Source organism: Pradoshia sp. Z6_59 (genome assembly GCF_058267515.1).
This window is the reverse complement of the sequence record NZ_JBZCPP010000013.1, coordinates 62,044-79,027: the sequence shown is the minus strand read 5'-3', so window position 1 is coordinate 79,027 and position 16,984 is coordinate 62,044. Positions and strand designations below refer to the sequence as shown.

The window sequence follows — 16,984 nt, the reverse complement described above, 5'->3', positions numbered from 1 at the left end:
GAAATAGAGGTTTGTTGTCTAAATATACATAATTTTCAGATAAATAATCATAGAATTAAAATATCTAGTATATAATTCGTGTTATCTGGTAAATAAAACGTTTTTTTGGGAGGGTCTTCATGTTTACACTCGTAGGTTCAATTGCTCTATTAATAGTGGCTTATATCGTTTACGGTAAGTTTGTGGAAAAAGTGTTTTGTTGTGAATGACCAAACCCCGACACCGGCCTATACGAAAGCAGATAATATGGATTATGTGCCGATGCCGGCTTGGAAGGGCTGGACGATTCAATTATTGAATATTGCCGGTTTGGGTCCAATCTATGGGGCAATCACAGGAGCTTTATATGGTCCAGTGGCGATGGTTTGGATTGTTCTTGGATGCATTTTTGCGGGTGCTGTTCATGACTACTTTGCTGGAATGCTCTCCGTTCGTCATGGAGGAGCGCAATTTCCTACCCTCGTCCAAAAATATTTAGGAAAAGTTATGCGTGTATTCACAGACATTATTTCAGTTGTGTTGATGATTTTAGTAGCGGCTGCCTTCACAGCGGGACCTGCAGCTGTTATTGCGGCTAAAACAGGCATAACATTCATAGTGGCGGTTATTATTATTTTTATATATTTCTTTTTAGCAGCAATTTTACCGATCAATAAAATTATCGGTCGGATCTATCCTTTATTCGGTGCTGTGTTATTGATTATGGCAGGTGCCGTTTTAATCTCATTAATAAGTTCAGATATTAAAATGCCTGAATTATCTTTTACCAATCTGCATCCAACGGAATTACCCGTATGGCCGTTGTTAATGGTGACAATCTCCTGCGGTGCTATTTCCGGTTTCCATTCTACACAAAGTCCGATTATCTCACGTACCTTGAAAAAAGAAACAGAAGGCCGGAAAGTATTTTATGGAGCTATGATTGGGGAAGGAATCATTGCTTTAATATGGTGTGCAGCTGGAATGAGTTTCTACGGAGGAACCGGCGGTCTTGGAGAGGTTATGACATCCGTTGGTCCAGGCGGAGTTGTCGATGAAATCTCAATTGGACTCTTGGGTACTGTAGGTGGATTGCTGGCTGTGCTGAGTGTGATTATTCTTCCAATCACAACAGGGGATACATCCCTGCGGTCAGCTCGAATGATTGTTCTTGATTTCCTTGGCTCCCGTGTAAAAGGCACTCCAAAAACGGTAGCCGTTCTGGCAAAAGTCGCGGTCACGGTTCCGGCTTTTTACCTTTCAACCATTGATTATCAGTTTTTATGGCGGTATGTAGGTATGACAAACCAAATGGTAGCGACTGTCATGCTATGGGTAGCTACCTCGTATTTATTAAAAGAAGCGAAGTTACATTGGATCTCAGGCTTACCAGCTTTGTTTATGACAGCCGTAGTCTTTACTTACCTGATGGTTGCACCGGAAGGGTTTGGACTGGATTATGATTTATCCATAATCATTGGATTATCAGCAACAGCAGCTGTCGGATTATTTTACGCCTATCAAATCATGAGGTTTAGCAAACTGAATGTTCCTGTGTTAGATGAAAAATTATGATGCTATGCATTCACTCTACTGCAGCAATGTGGTGAGAGTGAATGCATTTTTTAGTTCTGCTTAGTCCATTTACTATTCAGAATATAGGTATAGATAGATTATAAAAGATTAATTCAGGATGCCTCATGGTTGTTCAAACTTGTTATATCTGAATCGAATTCATCTCTCTTGAGGTTAAGCTGGAAGGTGGAAAATTCTTTAGAACTATTAAATACTCAGGAGGAGTCTGGTTCTATTTTCCTCTTTTATCAGTAAAGTCTGATATCTTAGCTTGGTAAGTGGATAAAGTTAGATTTAAGAAGTTATAATCTAAGTATAAGGGGATAATTACCAACTAACTACGCGATTTCGAAAGTCCTTACTTTACTGTTTGACTATTAAATGGCTAAGGAGGAGTGAGATGCTTTTAGAAGGAAGACATGAAACATCTAAAACATATTCATAGACCATTTCTAAGGTAATTTGGAAGCAGGAATACCAAGCGAAGAAAATCTTATAGAATCACTGATTAAGGAGGATAAACAGTTGGTTAGAAAAAAGCTCGTTATTTTTATTATTGTCATATTAGTCATTGTAGCTGGTTTGTTTCCCTCTGTTACACGTTCCCCGATAGAGGCTAAAACGCCTGGAAAGGATGAACAGTGGGTCGGTGCATGGTCTGCCAGCCAAGTAGCTGCCTGGAAAACAGTTGATTGGGATGGTGGTATTTCACGAAAAGGATTTAATAATCAAACCATCCGTATGGTTATCCATCCCAATGCATCAGGTTCTGCCGTTAGGATTCGTTTGTCCAATGAATTTGGTGAAAAAACGTTAACATTTGCAAAGGTTACAATCGCGAAAACGAAAAAAGGTTCAGAAGTAGTTGCCGGATCAGTGAAACCTCTTACTTTTGATCGAAAAAAATCTGTCACCATTCCAAAAGGAAAAATGGTTTACAGTGATCCCATCCCTTTTAAGGTTAAGGATGGAATGGACTTAACAATTAGTGTCCATCTCCGTGGTGATAGCGGTCCAGTGACTTGGCATAATACTTCTAATCAAACAACCTATATTTCAGAAGAAGGAGATTACTCAAGCGAAGTGAGCGGAGATTCCTTCACACAAACCTTTGATTCATGGTTTTGGTTATCAGGAGTGGATGTAAGGGCTGAATCTAATAAGAAACCACGGGTGATTGTGGCGTTAGGTGATTCAATTACGGATGGCTATTTATCGACTTTAAATGAAAATCGCCGTTGGACGGATGTTTTAAATGATCGTCTAGACCACGAGATTAAAAATCAAACCTTTTCCGTCCTTAATTCAGGGATTTCCGGCAATCGAATACTGACAGATTCCCCTATCTTTGGTGAAAAAGCCCTTTCTAGACTTGAAAGAGATGTGTTCTCGCAAACTGGGGTTACGGATATTATCCTGTTAGAAGGAATCAATGATATCGGTCATGAACCGCATGTGTATGATGCGAAGAAAATCATTGCTGGAATGAAGGAAATTGCAAAACAGGCTCATAAGCACGGACTCAGGATATATATCGGTACATTGACACCCTTCAAGGGCTATGATGAAGGGAATTATTACACCGAAGAAGGGGAGAGAACTCGTCAGGAAGTGAATAAATGGATCCGCAACAACCGTGTATTTGACGGGGTGATTGATTTTGATCATGTGTTGGCTGATCCAGAAAATCCCGAAAAACTTTTAGCAGAGTTCGACAGTGGAGACGCCTTGCACCCCAATGACCTGGGATTAAAAGCCATGGCTGAATCAATTGATTTATCCATTTTTAAGAAGCCATTAAATAAGAAGTAATAAGTAGATTATTAACTAGGGCTGTATCGTTGTGATTAATATGCGAAAGGGTGAGCATTGATGAAAAAAGTAATTGGTCTGTTTTTTGCTGTGGGATTTTTACTAAGTGTAAATTCATACTTTTTATCAACAGCAAGCGCAAAGCAATCAAATGACGTTAAAATCCCTGTTTTGCTTTATCATGTAGTGAAGCCTAATCCGGATCCTGCCAATCCGTATCAATTCAATCTCAAAGAATTTGAGAAGCATATGGCATATCTTCATAAAAACGGCTATAGGACATTAACAATGAAGCAGTACTTCAACATCCTTGATAAAAAAGCAGCTATGCCTAAAAAGCCAATTCTGCTGACGTTCGATGATAATTCAGATGATTTTTATCCATATGTTTATCCAATCTTACAGAAATATGGAATGAAGGCAACTTAATTCACAGTTTCCGATTGGGTGAATGGCAGCTGGAATATGACTGCGGAAGAGATATTAACCGTTATGGAGAATCGAATTGATATCCAAAACCATTCGGTCACACATACGTACCTTGCAGATTTAAGCAGGGAGGAACAATACGCAGAAATTGATGATGCCACGATTGCTCTAAAAGAGTTAACGGGCAGGAAAACAAATGTATTCGCCTATCCTTACGGAAACTATAATGCCGAAACAATTTCTATTCTGAAAGAACTGGGATTCAAAGGTGCTTTCAAAGTAGGAGGAGGACTTAGTACAGATAAAAGTAACAGAATGGAATTACCTCGAATTATGATCCTTCAAGAGCATACGTTAGATGATTTTATCAGAATGATTAATACAGGATATTAGGGGATGTGGTAATGCCGGGAAGTCCGGCTGGCTGCATTACAAAAGCACCGAATTGGTGCTTTTTTATTTGAGTGGTATTGATATTTAACTCTGAAAGTCCTAATACATCTTATAGTACGCAAACAAATCCTATGTGAACTAGCATTCGATTTTACAATTCTTAACAATCCTTTGTCTTTTCTCAGAATGTAAAGTATACGTGAATGGCGATTAGATGGTTATAGAGCAGAAAGTTCCAGGTTGGATACCGTATAGATATCCTGGGTATTGGTTCCTATATTATTACTTTATATGAGGATTCAGAAGGATAATAAGAAAGTTACTAACAATGAAGAATATATAGCGTAAAAAGCACTTGATTGTGAACTGCATCCCTTCATTCTGAGCAACCGAGTAAAATATTGAAGTTTATAAGAATGGAGTTGTTCAAACGTTTATGAAAATGACTTTTTAACAGATTTTTTGCAATGCTAAGTTGTTTGTCCTATAACTTTTATTTATATAGTAGGTAAAAAGGTATATTTTGTGAAGGGTTGGAAGGGAATTATTACCAAATGGAGAATAAAAGATAGAAGACTGTCTAATCAGAACGAATCATCTCAGAGAAACAACCAGGACCTATTAAATTGAGGAAAGGGGTCTTCAATGGATGTGAAATATATTCCTGCCGATTGGGAGAAAATGCGAGCGGGACTGAGTGATTTGTTGGGTCATGGATTTGGGAAGGGAATGTTCGATCATTTAAAGGATGTCAATGAAGTACTAGAAGATGCAGAAAGAGATATTGCGAAATATGATGGTGATGGAGCGATTTCCTTTCAGCATACGAGTCAAAAAAGTCTCTATAATAGCCTAGCCGATGATTTCTCCGTATTACATCGCTTTACCGGGAAAGTCGGGGATATTGTCGACCGGACGATTGATGAGCCGTTCTATAAGGACATGGATAACTTCGTCCAAGCGGTAAGAGATCTTTCCATATCGAACTATAGCACTGGGAATCGAATCGGCGCCAAAGAGACGGTGCAGTATGGCTATGGAGCAGGCACTACCCAAATGGAAGTGCCGAAAACAGAGGTAGGCATCGATGATTTATTGAGTGGCGGCAACTTTTATGCGGATCAAATGAAACAACAGTTTGAAGAATGGAAGGTCGCCAATCCTGATCAGGAGATATCCGAAGAAGAGTATCGAATGGCAGCGGTCAACAGTCGGGCCTTTGAATATGAATCCATCCGGGACAAACAGGAAAACAAGGAGTTCTGGGCAGGGATTGCCGCTTTGGTCGTAATTGTGGGTGTATCCTTGGTATGTCCTCCAGCCGGAATTGCCTTAGGGGCGGCTTATGGAGTGATGGAAGTCAGTTCCGCCGTGTCAGGGAAGGACTGGGTATCCGGCAGGGAAATGAGCACATCCGAGCGCTGGACTCGTGGGCTGTTAGCGCCGCTAGATATCATCCCTGCAGCTGGGGCAGTTTCGAAATTTGCCAAGGGAGCCGAATTTGCCCGCCTGGGTGATCATGTGGGACAATTAGGAATAAGAACGCCCGGTGCTAAAATCAATACCGGTGCTCATCATGTCCAGCGACTGGCCAATTCGGCTTCTAATTATGCCACTACCAGGTTGCGGAGTGCGACAAATGCCTTAAATGATGCTAAAAATGTAGCCGTTAATAAAGTGGCTCGAGATCTCGTCGATGTCGGTAAAGTGGTTGATACCTCCGTTACCTGGACGAGAAATAATTTAAACCTCGGAAGACAGGCTATAACCCCAGACGGTACCGTTTATCGAATCAAAGAAACGGCTGAAAACACACATAAGGTCGAAACTAATTTAAAGGATTTTTTGAGTCGGTTTGAGGGGATAAATCTAGCGTCTAAAGGTACAGGTGATGTTAAGGTCCAACTTGGCAAAGAAGATTTGGATGCTTTACGGAAAAAGTGGAATGTTCCAGAGACTAATACAATTGCAGTTGGTAAAACAGATGTAAAAGGACTTGAAGATTTAACTTTTGAAGGAGGATCTCCAGAAGTAAGAAAAGAAGCTGGCCTACCTTCATTGGATACAATTTTACCAAATAGGGAGATTAGGGCTCCGTATGATCATATAAAAAATCCTAAGTTAGCGCAGTTTACAAGGCATGCTGAAGAAGGGGTTTTAAATGAGTTTGATTCTACTGTAAAGATAGCTGGAATCGAACCAACGGAAGTAACAGGTATACTTAGAATTCATCAATCTAATCCAAGAGGTGTATGTAATAAGTGTAGTAAGGGATTACTAAAACCTTATCCTCTTGAAAAGAGTGGCATATTTTATCAAGCTAGCAAAAAATATCCCAATCTAACAATAGAAGTAACATCGGAGATTGATGACAATGTTAAAACTAATGGACTGTTATTTTTTGTTTTAAAAGATGGAAAGATTATTGAATAATTTAAGGAGGAAATCATGGAAAACACATTAAACGATAATTTACAAAAAGAAGTTAAAGTAGGATTTATTTTAACAGTTGCTGAAAGAGTATTTTCTGTAATCAGCAAGGATGATGAAAGATATCCAGATGGAAGAGATGCCTTAGACAAATGTTGGCTATGGGTTGAATCTCATGCTTTTACTGGGGATGAACTATATGAGCTTATTGATAACGCAGACTTTACAGGGATTTCAGAATTTGCTGAGGAAGAAGAAGACTTGAATATTGCTAGGATTTGGTCCCTGTTAGTTGATGCTGTTGCTTATACTGCTTGGGAAGCTTATAGAAATGAAAAAGTAAAATATTTACCCCAGTCATTAGAAAGTATAACTAACGATAGTATTACTATCTTCATAAGCAGTGCAGTAGAAACGAGCTTTGTTACAGCAGAGGAAATTAAAAGAATGGAAAAAGCAATTAATGATTATAAGAGTATGAATACTACATTTCCAACAAACAAAGAGGATTTTATAAATATATTTTAAGTATAAATAAGCATTGTAATTTGTCTTTTAATATTAATGATTGGTCAAACTAACTCATATACTATTGTATTGTAGTTAATGTACACCCAAGGGGAAATATATAAATCAGGTCATTCAAATTAAAACCTGTATAAAAGTAATGCCACATAAACTTTTGTACAGGTCTTTTTAAGTATCATGGCTATGCAGCTAATGTGAACCGGTGGAGTGGGAGATAAAGGTATTAACTCTTCTATCGGTTCGCAATGGAAATATAGAATTGATATAGCAGATGAGAAAATTAGCGAAATGGCTAGACGTTTGACTAATGAAGAATTAAAAAGTACGTATTTAAATATAAAATTAACTCATTAAATATATTTGTTAAGGAGTAATTAATGAGCACTGTTTTTTTAGATTTTAAATTATATAAGTCTGTAAGTGATGAAACAATAACAAAGTATAAAAATAAAGTTCCGGAAGAATTAATTAATGTGTGGGAGAATTACGGATTCGGAAGTTTTTTAAATGGTTATTTAAAAATAATAAATCCAGACGATTATAAAGAATTAGTGGAAGAATCATATTTCCGTGGTAATATTTCTGTTCCACTTTTCGCCACTGGGATGGGGGATATCATATGCTGGGAAGAGAACCGATATTTAAGATTAATCGAGTATAGAAAAGGAGTTTTCAAAGGAATATCTGCCGGTTTTGAGTTTTTTTTCTCAGACTTAACCGATAATAGCTTTTGTGAAAAATACTTAGATTCAAACCAATATAATCTTGCAACTGAAAAATATGGAGTTCCCAATTTTGATGAATGCTTTGGTTACGTTCCTCTGCTAGGATTAGGTGGTTCTGAAAAAATTGAAAATCTACAGAAGGTAAAATTATTTGAACATATTTTACTAATAACTCAATTGACAGGGCCTATTGCCTAGTGTTCTAAAAAAATTGTAATCACAATATTTTATATTCTTTAAACTTAATTTTTTTGGAGGAGAAATTAATGAGAGATTGGGAGTATAATGAATTATTTAATGCAATTGAGGAGACATATGAAGAGTTGTTAGCTGAAGATAGGGGATATAGGTATGCCATAGCAAAACTAGCAGATGAATTTGATAACTTAGGTAAGATAGAAGATATTATTATTGATACTGCTGTTGGAGAAATTGCAATTGGCCATGATAAGGTTTTTGTTGGACGTATTGAAGGGATAACGAAGAGGTTGAGCATGTACAATCCACAAGAAGCAGGAGATGAATTAACTTTAGAAGAACTAAAAGACTTATCGAGACGAATAAATAAAGTGATAGACGGACTAAATAATGCAGAAGTTGATTATAATCTTTCAGCAGAATAGTAATTCCTTCTTGAGGGATGCGATATAGGGGTTTCATTTGATTGCTCATGTGATGAGGAAAATAGGTTGGGAATTCGTCTAATAAATGAAAATGTAACTGAACTCGGCTATCAAGATGTTTCTATTTAAAAAGGACTGTTAAATTATGTATATGAAGGTGTTTGAAGATTATTTTTCTGAATTACAAGCGGATATGGTGGCTATTTGCTTAGAATATGTTGAAAATGAAGCGGAGGATATTTACATTTACTGTTCCTATGAGCCAGAAATGTATGTTTTTGATGTGTTTTTTAAGATAGATGGCCAGTTTGTATATAAGCATAATTTAAATGATGCAGTAAATAATGGCACAAGTATGAAAGTTATGAAAGCTTATGATACATCTGAACATAGGCAAGAGGCTGTTTTAGATATCGGACTTGAAAACTTAGAAAAAATTCATGAAAAATGTAAAGAATATGAAATGGAAATGCCAACAGAAATAAAATTACATTATAATGTGAAGAAAAATAGTTTGAAAGCAAACTATAGATATGGCTTATTATACACAAATGACGATGAATTATTACCTGATGATATTTTTGATAATTGGTTCGAAGAAGTAAAAAATAGTGATTTGTAATTTATACGTGCTTATACCTTGATTGGCTAAATGCCTTTCAAGGTTTTTATTAGTTTAAGATTTTTTAATGGCAGATTTGCTAATAAAAAAGAGGGATGCCTAATTTGTAAGGTCTGGGAAAAATTAAACCAGCAGTTATTATGATGCCAAGGTACCCACATTGCAAATTTATTACGGATGGTTTTGATTTTAGTTCAGAGGTGAAAAGAGTTGAAGGATAAGATGAAAATACTAAGTAAAGAAGAAGTACTAAAGCAGGGAATAAATTTTGATGAGGAACTATGGTTCACTTCATATAGTGATGAAGTTTTAGATAATCCTGAAAATGAGGGTGGAAATCCTTTTACAGGTTTAGTATACGAACTATATGTTAATGGGGATTTAGCTTATTATTGTTATTATAAAAATGGTTTTAAAGATGGAGATTATGTAAAGTTTTATACTAACGGAAAGATAAGATCAATAGATTATATGGTAAAGGGACAGACAAGGGGGATAAGAAAAAAGTGGTATGAGTCTGAAGAGCTGATGTATGAAGGGGAATTTATCTATGGTATTTGTTTGAGATATACTGAATGGGATAAACAAGGAAATATTATTAGACAAAAAAATTCTCCAACTCAAGACGATTTAGAATTAATTGCTCGATTCACTGAAAGTGATCATAATGACCAAATTTGATGAGCAAAAATTAATACAAGATTTTTCAAAAATTCAAAGTGAGTTATCATCAGGGATTCAATTGGAAAATACTTTCTTTGAACAAGAATTGGAATATATTGCAGGGGTAGATTTAGTATACTGGGATACTAATAACAAAAGCTATAGCGTATGTTGTATTGTAATCATTGATTATAATACAAAGGAGGTTATTGAAAAAGTTTACAGTTATGGAGAAATTACTGTACCCTATATCCCAGGTTTTCTTGCATTTCGAGAGTTACCATTAGTAATGGATGCAGTGAAAAAACTAGTGAATCTTCCAGATTTATATATGTTTGATGGGAATGGGTATTTACACTATCGCCACATGGGGATTGCTACACATGCTTCCTTTCTATTAAAAAAGCCAACTATTGGTGTGGCGAAAACTTATCTGAAGATTAAAGGCGTAGATTTTATTATGCCGGAGAACCAAATAGGTTCTTACACTGATATTATAATAGAAAATGAAGTCTACGGCCGTTCTTTGAGAACTTCGAAAAATATAAAACCAATCTTTGTTTCATCTGGAAATTGGATTGATTTAGATACTAGCACTGAAATTGTTATGAAATGTATAAATCGTGAGAGCCGAATCCCTATCCCTGTAAGATTAGCAGATATTGAAACACATAAAATGAGAAAACGGCTAATGGAGAAATAGATAGAATTAAATAATTGTGTATAGCTAATTGATGTATTCGATAATCATTTAAATGTTACAACCAATCAAACCAAAAAAATAAGCTATCGTTCTGAATAAGCCCTTGTTCAAAACGATAGCTTTATATATATATTCTAAGGGAAGTTAAAATGAATTGTTTGATGCATTTCAACAGGAAGAATCAAAGTCTGCTTTATGCTACTACTAGGTTGCGGAGTGTGACAAATGCCTTAAATGATGCTAAAAATGTTGCCATCAATAAAGTGGCATGAGATCTCGTCGAAGTCGGTAATGCAATTGATACCTCCGTTACCTGGACGAGAAATAATTTAAACCTCGGAAGACAAGCTATAACCCCAGACGGTACCGTTTATCGAATCAAAGAAACGGCTGAAAACACACATAAGGTCGAAACTAATCTAAAGGATTTTTTGAGTCGGTTTGATGGGATTAATTTAAAGGGTGAGGGTACGGGTAGTGTTGGAAGGTATTTAGATGATATACCAAGACTAGATGAAATAGAAGTAAAGTTTAATAGAAATTATAAACATGATTCAGAAGAGTTTGTAAGACAACTTAAAGACCAAGAAAAAGGTATGAATGAGCTAACAGTTGACGAGTATCTAAAAAATAGAGAAAGATATATTGCAGAAGGTAGAGCGATAGAAGGAAATGCTGCTCAAAAAATGGCTAGACAAGAAGCACTTAAAGATAAAATTGCTGAACTTCGAAAACAAGGACTTTCTAGGGCGGACGCGACAAAGCAAGCTTCAGAATGGCTAGATACAAAAGCAGCCCTTCATAATCCAGATCAAATTGCCGGCGGAAGAGCGGATATTATTGGAGGTTTGGGGGATAAAAGAGTAAATTCTTCGATAGGTTCACAATGGAAATATAGAATTGATCTCGTTGATGAACAAATTGGGGGAATTGCAAAGGGGATGACACCTGAGCAGTTAAAGAATACTTATTTAAATGTTAAACTAACTCAATAATCAAAGGATGGTATGTAATTTGGAAACTATATTTAGCGATTTTATAAAACATGAAACAGTTGATGAAAATGTTATATTAAAATATAAGGATATACTTCCTGAGGAATTAATAGAAACATGGAAAAAATATGGTTTTGGTACTTTTTCAAAAGGCTTTTTAAAAGTTATTAATCCAGACGATTATTTAGATACTTTAGAGAAAAGCTATTTAAGGTATGAGCAGGCGATTCCCATCTTTACAACCGCAATGGGTGATATTATAGTATGGGAAAAAGGTAAGTATGTGAATTTACTAAACTTTAGAAAAGGATATGTTAATGTTGTTTCATCTGGATTTGAATTCTTTTTTGAGGACTTAGAGGATAATAATTTCATGAACGATGAATTAAAGTGGCAGCCTTATCCTGAGGCGCTTAGTAAATACAGTGCCCCTAACTTTGACGAGTGTTTTGGTTACACTCCTTTATTAGGTTTAGGTGGAGCAGAAAAAGTGGAAAACTTGAAAAAAGTCAAATTGAGAGAACATATTCTTATTATTACGGAATTTATGGGACCAATCCAGTAAGACTTGGGGATATAATGAAGAACTATGAAAAGCACTTGATTGTATTATAGGTGCCTGCATCCCAATTGTTAGACAGATATAATAATTGGGATGCAGTTTTTCTATGGCTAAATATATAGGATAATTTGAGCTTTTAAATCATAGTAGATTTAGAGGAAAGAATAACCAAGAGAAGGATACATGGACTCATGTATCCTTTTCTAGTCCTTATAAGTCTATCCAATGGTGACTGATTTTTTATAATGTAAATGTCGCCCTTTAGTGAACTTCGGTAAATGCTGTTTATGTGCGTCCAATAATTCGGACGTCATATCCCAAATCTCTTCTAGTGAGAGGACGGAGGAGGCGTGAGGATCTAACATAACAGCTTGATAAACATAATCAATATCACCTGTTAGAACGGCTTCTACAATCAATTGTTGTACATTGATATTTGTCATATTCATAGCGGCAAGCTGTGGAGGCAGATCTCCGATATGGGTTGGCTGAATTCCGCGTTTATTGACCAGGCAAGGAACCTCAACACAGGCATTGGTTGGCAGATTCGTTATTAAATTGGTATTTAACACATTCCCCCATATTTCACGGTTAACACCTGTTTCCATGGAGTGTATAATCGGAGCCCCGTATTCGTGACTTTCTTCTGTATTAAAGGGAATATTATTTTCGATTTTCTCTTTCGTTTCTTCAAAATGCTTTAAATTAGCTTCGCTTCGTCGGATATATTCATCAATCGGAATAGAGAAGTCATCAATAAGTGAATCTCTTTTTATGAAATAAGGTGTGTACTCCGAGAGATGCTCACTTGATTCTGTGATGAAGTAGTTCAGTCTATTCATCATTTCAAAGCGTACTTTATCCTTTTTATAAATGGCCGGATCTTTCATGGCCTCGAACAAAGCAGGGTACAGATCCTTTCCTTTATGCTTTAATTCCAGAAACCATGCCATATGATTGATTCCTGCAACCTTATATTCCAGTTCTTCTGTTGGCAGATTCAGATATCCAGCCAATTCTCCAGCGGTGTTTTGTACGCTGTGACAGAGACCTACTGTTTTAATGGAAGTTGCTTTTTCAATAGCAAGGATAAGCGCAGCCATTGGATTGGTATAGTTTAGTAATAGAGCATCCGGACAAACCTCCTCCATATCCCTGCAGATATCTAAAACAACCGGAATGGTCCGCAGTGCTCTAAATACTCCGCCTACTCCAAGTGTATCTGCAATGGTTTGTTTTAGGCCGTATTTTTTAGGGATTTCAAAATCAATTAAGGTGGATTCATGCATACCGACCTGTATGAGATTGATTACATAGCTGGCATCCTTTAACGCATCCCGTCGGTTTTGATGAGCTTCTACTGTTGCGATGTTTCCATTTTGCTCGATTAAAGAAAGGGCCATTTTTTCTGCAGTTAGCAATCGATCTTCGTTTATGTCCATTAAGGAGAAGGTAGTCCCAATTAATTCTGGATAACTAAGAATATCTGAAATAAGTCTTTTGGCAAAAACAACACTACCTGCACCGATTATTGTTACTTTCATTTAAAAATCCCTCCAATTTTAATTGATTAGCCTTTGACTGAACCAGGTGGAAGACCTTGGATGAACATATATTAACACTTTGAGAAAGCGTTTACGATATTATTTTAATCTTTAGAATAACTATTTAATAATATTGTTTAAGGTTTTTACTTTTGCTCTCTACTGGTTAACTAATGTCTCATTGGTCTAATTACGTATTTTCACAAGTGTGTTGTTTTTAAGTAATAGTTTTATTTAAGATACTTAACTAGGTAAGGGTAGACATCATTACCTGGAAAATTGCCGAGTTACTGGATATTATCCATGCATTGAGTAAATGCCATGGAGCTGATTTTGAAAAGGTAGAGGACTTTCTTGTGAAAAAATCAGCTAAACGTGGTGGATTCAAAGAGAAAATCTTCTTGAATGAGGTAGAAGGTTGAATTAGTTTTAACACTGCATAGTAAATAGACATTATGACTCGGAAAGTGTGTTTTATGGTTTTTGGGGTATTTATATATAAGATATACAAATAATATATACTACAATAAGAAATACTTTGTGGAAATTATATGTGGATATGCATAGCGAAAAATTGACTGAATTTTTAATTTGTTTTAGGGAAACCATCACTAATTCTCTAATTTAACTAATAGTATATGCATAATGAAAAACAACATAGATCAGTGAGGGTGATTAACAATTGGAACGGGAAGAACTACAGTATCTTTTACTAAACGATTCGTATATCGAGATAGCTATTAAACGTTATCTTACTTTTAGGAATAATGAGGAATATGATGAAAAATATAAATTCGATATTTTACAAGAATTGAAAGAAAGTATAGAGAATATGGATTTTAGTGAAGGGCAAATGGATGATTATATAACCCTGATAAAAACAAAGAATCCTACTAAAGGAACTTTTGCACATTGGAGTGCAGTTGATAATTTGAGTGGATTTTATGAAGAAGCTCCGTCACTTTGTGCGGGTGAAATTCAAAAATTATATACTGGCACAAGTGGTGTTGGTGAGCGTGTAGATCGATTTCATCTTACGGCTAAGGAGTATGAGAAAAATATGGGGGCCCCCCTCCTTGCCTATATGCTTGCTGCTTTTGATTATGAAAAATACCCGATATACAAGGAAGAAATTTTGCAAAAAGTGAAAAAAACCTTTCAGATAGAAGAAAAACTGGGTTCTCCAGGGAAGAACTATCAACTTTTTTATGATATATGTTCCGTAATTCTTGAGTATGCTATTGATCAGGGATTGGAATGGACTATATTGGATGTTCAGGATTTATTGTACTGTGTTAATAAATATCCGTCCCTTATAACAGAAGTGGCAGTGGAATATATTCAGGGATATGCAAAGCAATTATATGATTTTTCACAGAATGACGAAGAGTTCCTCACATTTATAAAAAGTAAATTACCGAAAAAGCAATTAGAAGAGCGACACTCTTTTTATAAGAATAGAGATAAAGTCAATAAGATTCGCTATCTTTTATTGGAGCAAATCTTACAAGACGGTAATCCAGATATTGAGGAACTGGAAAGGTTGAAAATAGAAATCAATAATGAATACGAAACGAACATTATTCATTCGTGGAATAATTTTCGCATTTTGTTTCAAATCTATTTTCCTTCTATTAAATCAAGAATTAATGACCAGTTGAGAAAGATACACACCTGTATTAGGGAAATAGAAGAATTTCAGGGGATGAGTTTTAGTGATGAGACCCTAAATGATTTTAGCTGGAATCAAAATTTTGGTACGACTGAATGTTGGCTTGCTGTATTTCCTGACAATAAATTGAACCATAAGGATGCGGCACAGTTATTTATGTCTATAAAGGAATCAACCATAAGCTATGGATTGGTTTATGGAGCAAATCATGAAAATGTAGGAATAAGAGTTCTTGATTTTGTTGAAGATGCTGAACATTTCACCTTCCAAAAAATGAAAGAGAAATTCTTAGATGTTAAGGATGCATTTTTAGAGGGAAATGCCGAAAAGGATAAGGTAGATACTCAGTATTTCTGGCTAACAGCAAATCCTTCCATTTGGTCCGTAAATGAGATCAAAGATGGAGGGGAGGTATATTATACTGCAATTAATGAGAATGGTAATAAGCGCAGAATATATGATGCGTTTATGAAAGCACAACCCGGTGATAAGGTTCTGTTTTATGAATCCACCCCAATTAAAAGTGTAGTAGCAGAGGGTGTAGTTACACAAGGCTTGCATGTAGAAATAGAAGACGAAGAAGAAATACAGGCAGTTAGTTTCCGTTATGAAAAGGATATCAAGCCCATACCATGGGAACAAATCGTCAATAAAGAATCTCTAAAAGATAGTTCGCCAGTGGCAAATAGAGCACAAGGAAGTTTGTTTGAGATGACTAAAGAGGAGTTTGAAGATATTCTTTTGATGGAAAATAAAGCAGAATCAACTCCACCTACAGTGGATATCCCGGTTATAGATTTTAATAAAACAATCTCTATTGATGGGTTGTATTTCGAGGAATTAGAGTTGATGAAAAAGCAAATCCATACAGCTCTTGCTTCGGGTAAAAATATTTTGTTAACTGGCCCTCCTGGAACGGGTAAATCCAAGCTTGCGAAGGAAATATGCAGAAGTTTTGCTGCTGACTATACGATGGTAACTGCTACTTCTGACTGGTCTACTTATGAAACAATAGGGGGATATAAACCCAATAGCGATGGCACGCTTACTTTCCAACCAGGGCTTTTCTTGAACAGTTTTAAAGAACCGGTTATTAATAAACCGTTAAATAAATGGGTGATAGTCGATGAAATGAATCGCGCTGATATTGATAAAGCATTTGGTGCTTTATTCTCAGCGTTGACAGGGGATCCGGTTACTCTAAACTTTCAAACAGATGAAGGAAGACAGATTGTTGTACGCCCACAGAAAGAAGTGGAAAATGTTATACCTAGTGACCAAGAATATATTATTCCGAACGATTGGCGTTTAATAGGTACATTAAATACCTATGATAAAGCTTCACTCTATGAAATGAGTTATGCTTTTATGAGGCGTTTTGCATTCATCCCGGTTCCAGTTCCAAAACAAATCAACCAAGAGTTAGTTGAATATTACTTACCACTTTGGGCTATCCATGACTACAAATATTCACATATATTGGCTGATCTATGGAAGGAAATTAATCAATATCGTCAAATAGGACCAGCTATAATTGAAGATATCGCTAATTTCACAGTGAATGATGCTGATTTTACTTCTGCCATAATCTTATATGTACTGCCACAACTGGAAGGCTTATTTGAAAATGAAATTAAATCGTTTATTGATAGAATGGAACTCATCCCTGAAATAGATATGATTCGAATGAAAGATTTCGCGTACGATTTCTTTCATATTAAGGAATAGC

The 16,984-nt window shown here is 36.0% G+C and carries 13 protein-coding genes and 3 pseudogenes; 15 read left to right on the top strand and 1 reads right to left on the bottom strand.

The window, feature by feature from the left end:
• Positions 1-119 precede the first annotated feature (119 nt).
• From AC4D4B_RS13850 to AC4D4B_RS13785, 14 genes and pseudogenes are all read left to right on the top strand, one after another.
• Positions 120-1,554: pseudogene (locus tag AC4D4B_RS13850) on the top strand (carbon starvation CstA family protein).
• A gap of 525 nt (positions 1,555-2,079) precedes the next feature.
• Positions 2,080-3,366 (top strand): SGNH/GDSL hydrolase family protein, encoded by a 1,287-nt coding sequence (locus tag AC4D4B_RS13845; protein WP_491000261.1) that lies wholly within the window; start codon positions 2,080-2,082, stop codon positions 3,364-3,366.
• 60 nt (positions 3,367-3,426) lie between these two features.
• Positions 3,427-4,188 (top strand): annotated as a pseudogene (locus tag AC4D4B_RS13840) (polysaccharide deacetylase family protein).
• 645 nt (positions 4,189-4,833) lie between these two features.
• Entirely contained in the window at positions 4,834-6,621 is a 1,788-nt protein-coding gene (locus AC4D4B_RS13835) for a hypothetical protein (RefSeq protein WP_491000260.1), read from the top strand.
• Between the two features lie 15 nt (positions 6,622-6,636).
• Positions 6,637-7,146, top strand: a complete 510-nt coding sequence (locus AC4D4B_RS13830; protein WP_491000259.1) for an Imm6 family immunity protein — start codon at positions 6,637-6,639, stop codon at positions 7,144-7,146.
• Positions 7,147-7,353: 207 nt separating this feature from the next.
• A complete protein-coding gene (locus tag AC4D4B_RS13825) occupies positions 7,354-7,500 on the top strand; it encodes a polymorphic toxin type 15 domain-containing protein (RefSeq protein ID WP_491000258.1) in 147 nt (48 codons plus the stop codon).
• Between the two features lie 23 nt (positions 7,501-7,523).
• On the top strand, positions 7,524-8,069 hold the full coding sequence (locus AC4D4B_RS13820; RefSeq protein ID WP_491000257.1) for a T6SS immunity protein Tdi1 domain-containing protein: 546 nt from the start codon (positions 7,524-7,526) through the stop codon (positions 8,067-8,069).
• A 68-nt stretch (positions 8,070-8,137) separates the two neighbouring features.
• Entirely contained in the window at positions 8,138-8,494 is a 357-nt protein-coding gene (locus AC4D4B_RS13815) for an Imm3 family immunity protein (RefSeq protein ID WP_491000256.1), read from the top strand.
• A gap of 6 nt (positions 8,495-8,500) precedes the next feature.
• Positions 8,501-8,623: pseudogene (locus tag AC4D4B_RS13810) on the top strand (DUF6985 domain-containing protein); the annotation flags it as partial.
• A gap of 22 nt (positions 8,624-8,645) precedes the next feature.
• Positions 8,646-9,116 carry a DUF600 domain-containing protein gene (locus tag AC4D4B_RS13805; RefSeq protein ID WP_491000255.1) on the top strand — a complete coding sequence of 157 codons (471 nt, stop codon included), beginning with the start codon at positions 8,646-8,648 and terminating at the stop codon, positions 9,114-9,116.
• Between the two features lie 222 nt (positions 9,117-9,338).
• Positions 9,339-9,797 (top strand): toxin-antitoxin system YwqK family antitoxin, encoded by a 459-nt coding sequence (locus tag AC4D4B_RS13800; RefSeq protein ID WP_491000280.1) that lies wholly within the window; start codon positions 9,339-9,341, stop codon positions 9,795-9,797.
• On the top strand, positions 9,784-10,482 hold the full coding sequence (locus tag AC4D4B_RS13795; RefSeq protein WP_491000254.1) for an endonuclease V: 699 nt from the start codon (positions 9,784-9,786) through the stop codon (positions 10,480-10,482). Before AC4D4B_RS13800 ends, AC4D4B_RS13795 begins: the two co-directional genes overlap by 14 nt.
• 518 nt (positions 10,483-11,000) lie before the next feature.
• On the top strand, positions 11,001-11,477 hold the full coding sequence (locus tag AC4D4B_RS13790; RefSeq protein WP_491000279.1) for a polymorphic toxin type 15 domain-containing protein: 477 nt from the start codon (positions 11,001-11,003) through the stop codon (positions 11,475-11,477).
• A 19-nt stretch (positions 11,478-11,496) separates the two neighbouring features.
• Entirely contained in the window at positions 11,497-12,042 is a 546-nt protein-coding gene (locus AC4D4B_RS13785) for a T6SS immunity protein Tdi1 domain-containing protein (protein ID WP_490996256.1), read from the top strand.
• 215 nt (positions 12,043-12,257) lie between these two features.
• Here AC4D4B_RS13785 and AC4D4B_RS13780 read toward each other — a convergent pair whose 3' ends face one another.
• Complete coding sequence (locus AC4D4B_RS13780; protein WP_491000253.1) at positions 12,258-13,583, bottom strand: alpha-glucosidase/alpha-galactosidase; 1,326 nt, start codon at positions 13,581-13,583, stop codon at positions 12,258-12,260.
• Between the two features lie 682 nt (positions 13,584-14,265).
• Here AC4D4B_RS13780 and AC4D4B_RS13775 point away from each other — a divergent pair.
• Positions 14,266-16,983, top strand: coding sequence for an AAA family ATPase (locus AC4D4B_RS13775; protein WP_491000252.1), 2,718 nt, complete (start codon positions 14,266-14,268; stop codon positions 16,981-16,983).
• Position 16,984 lies beyond the last annotated feature (1 nt).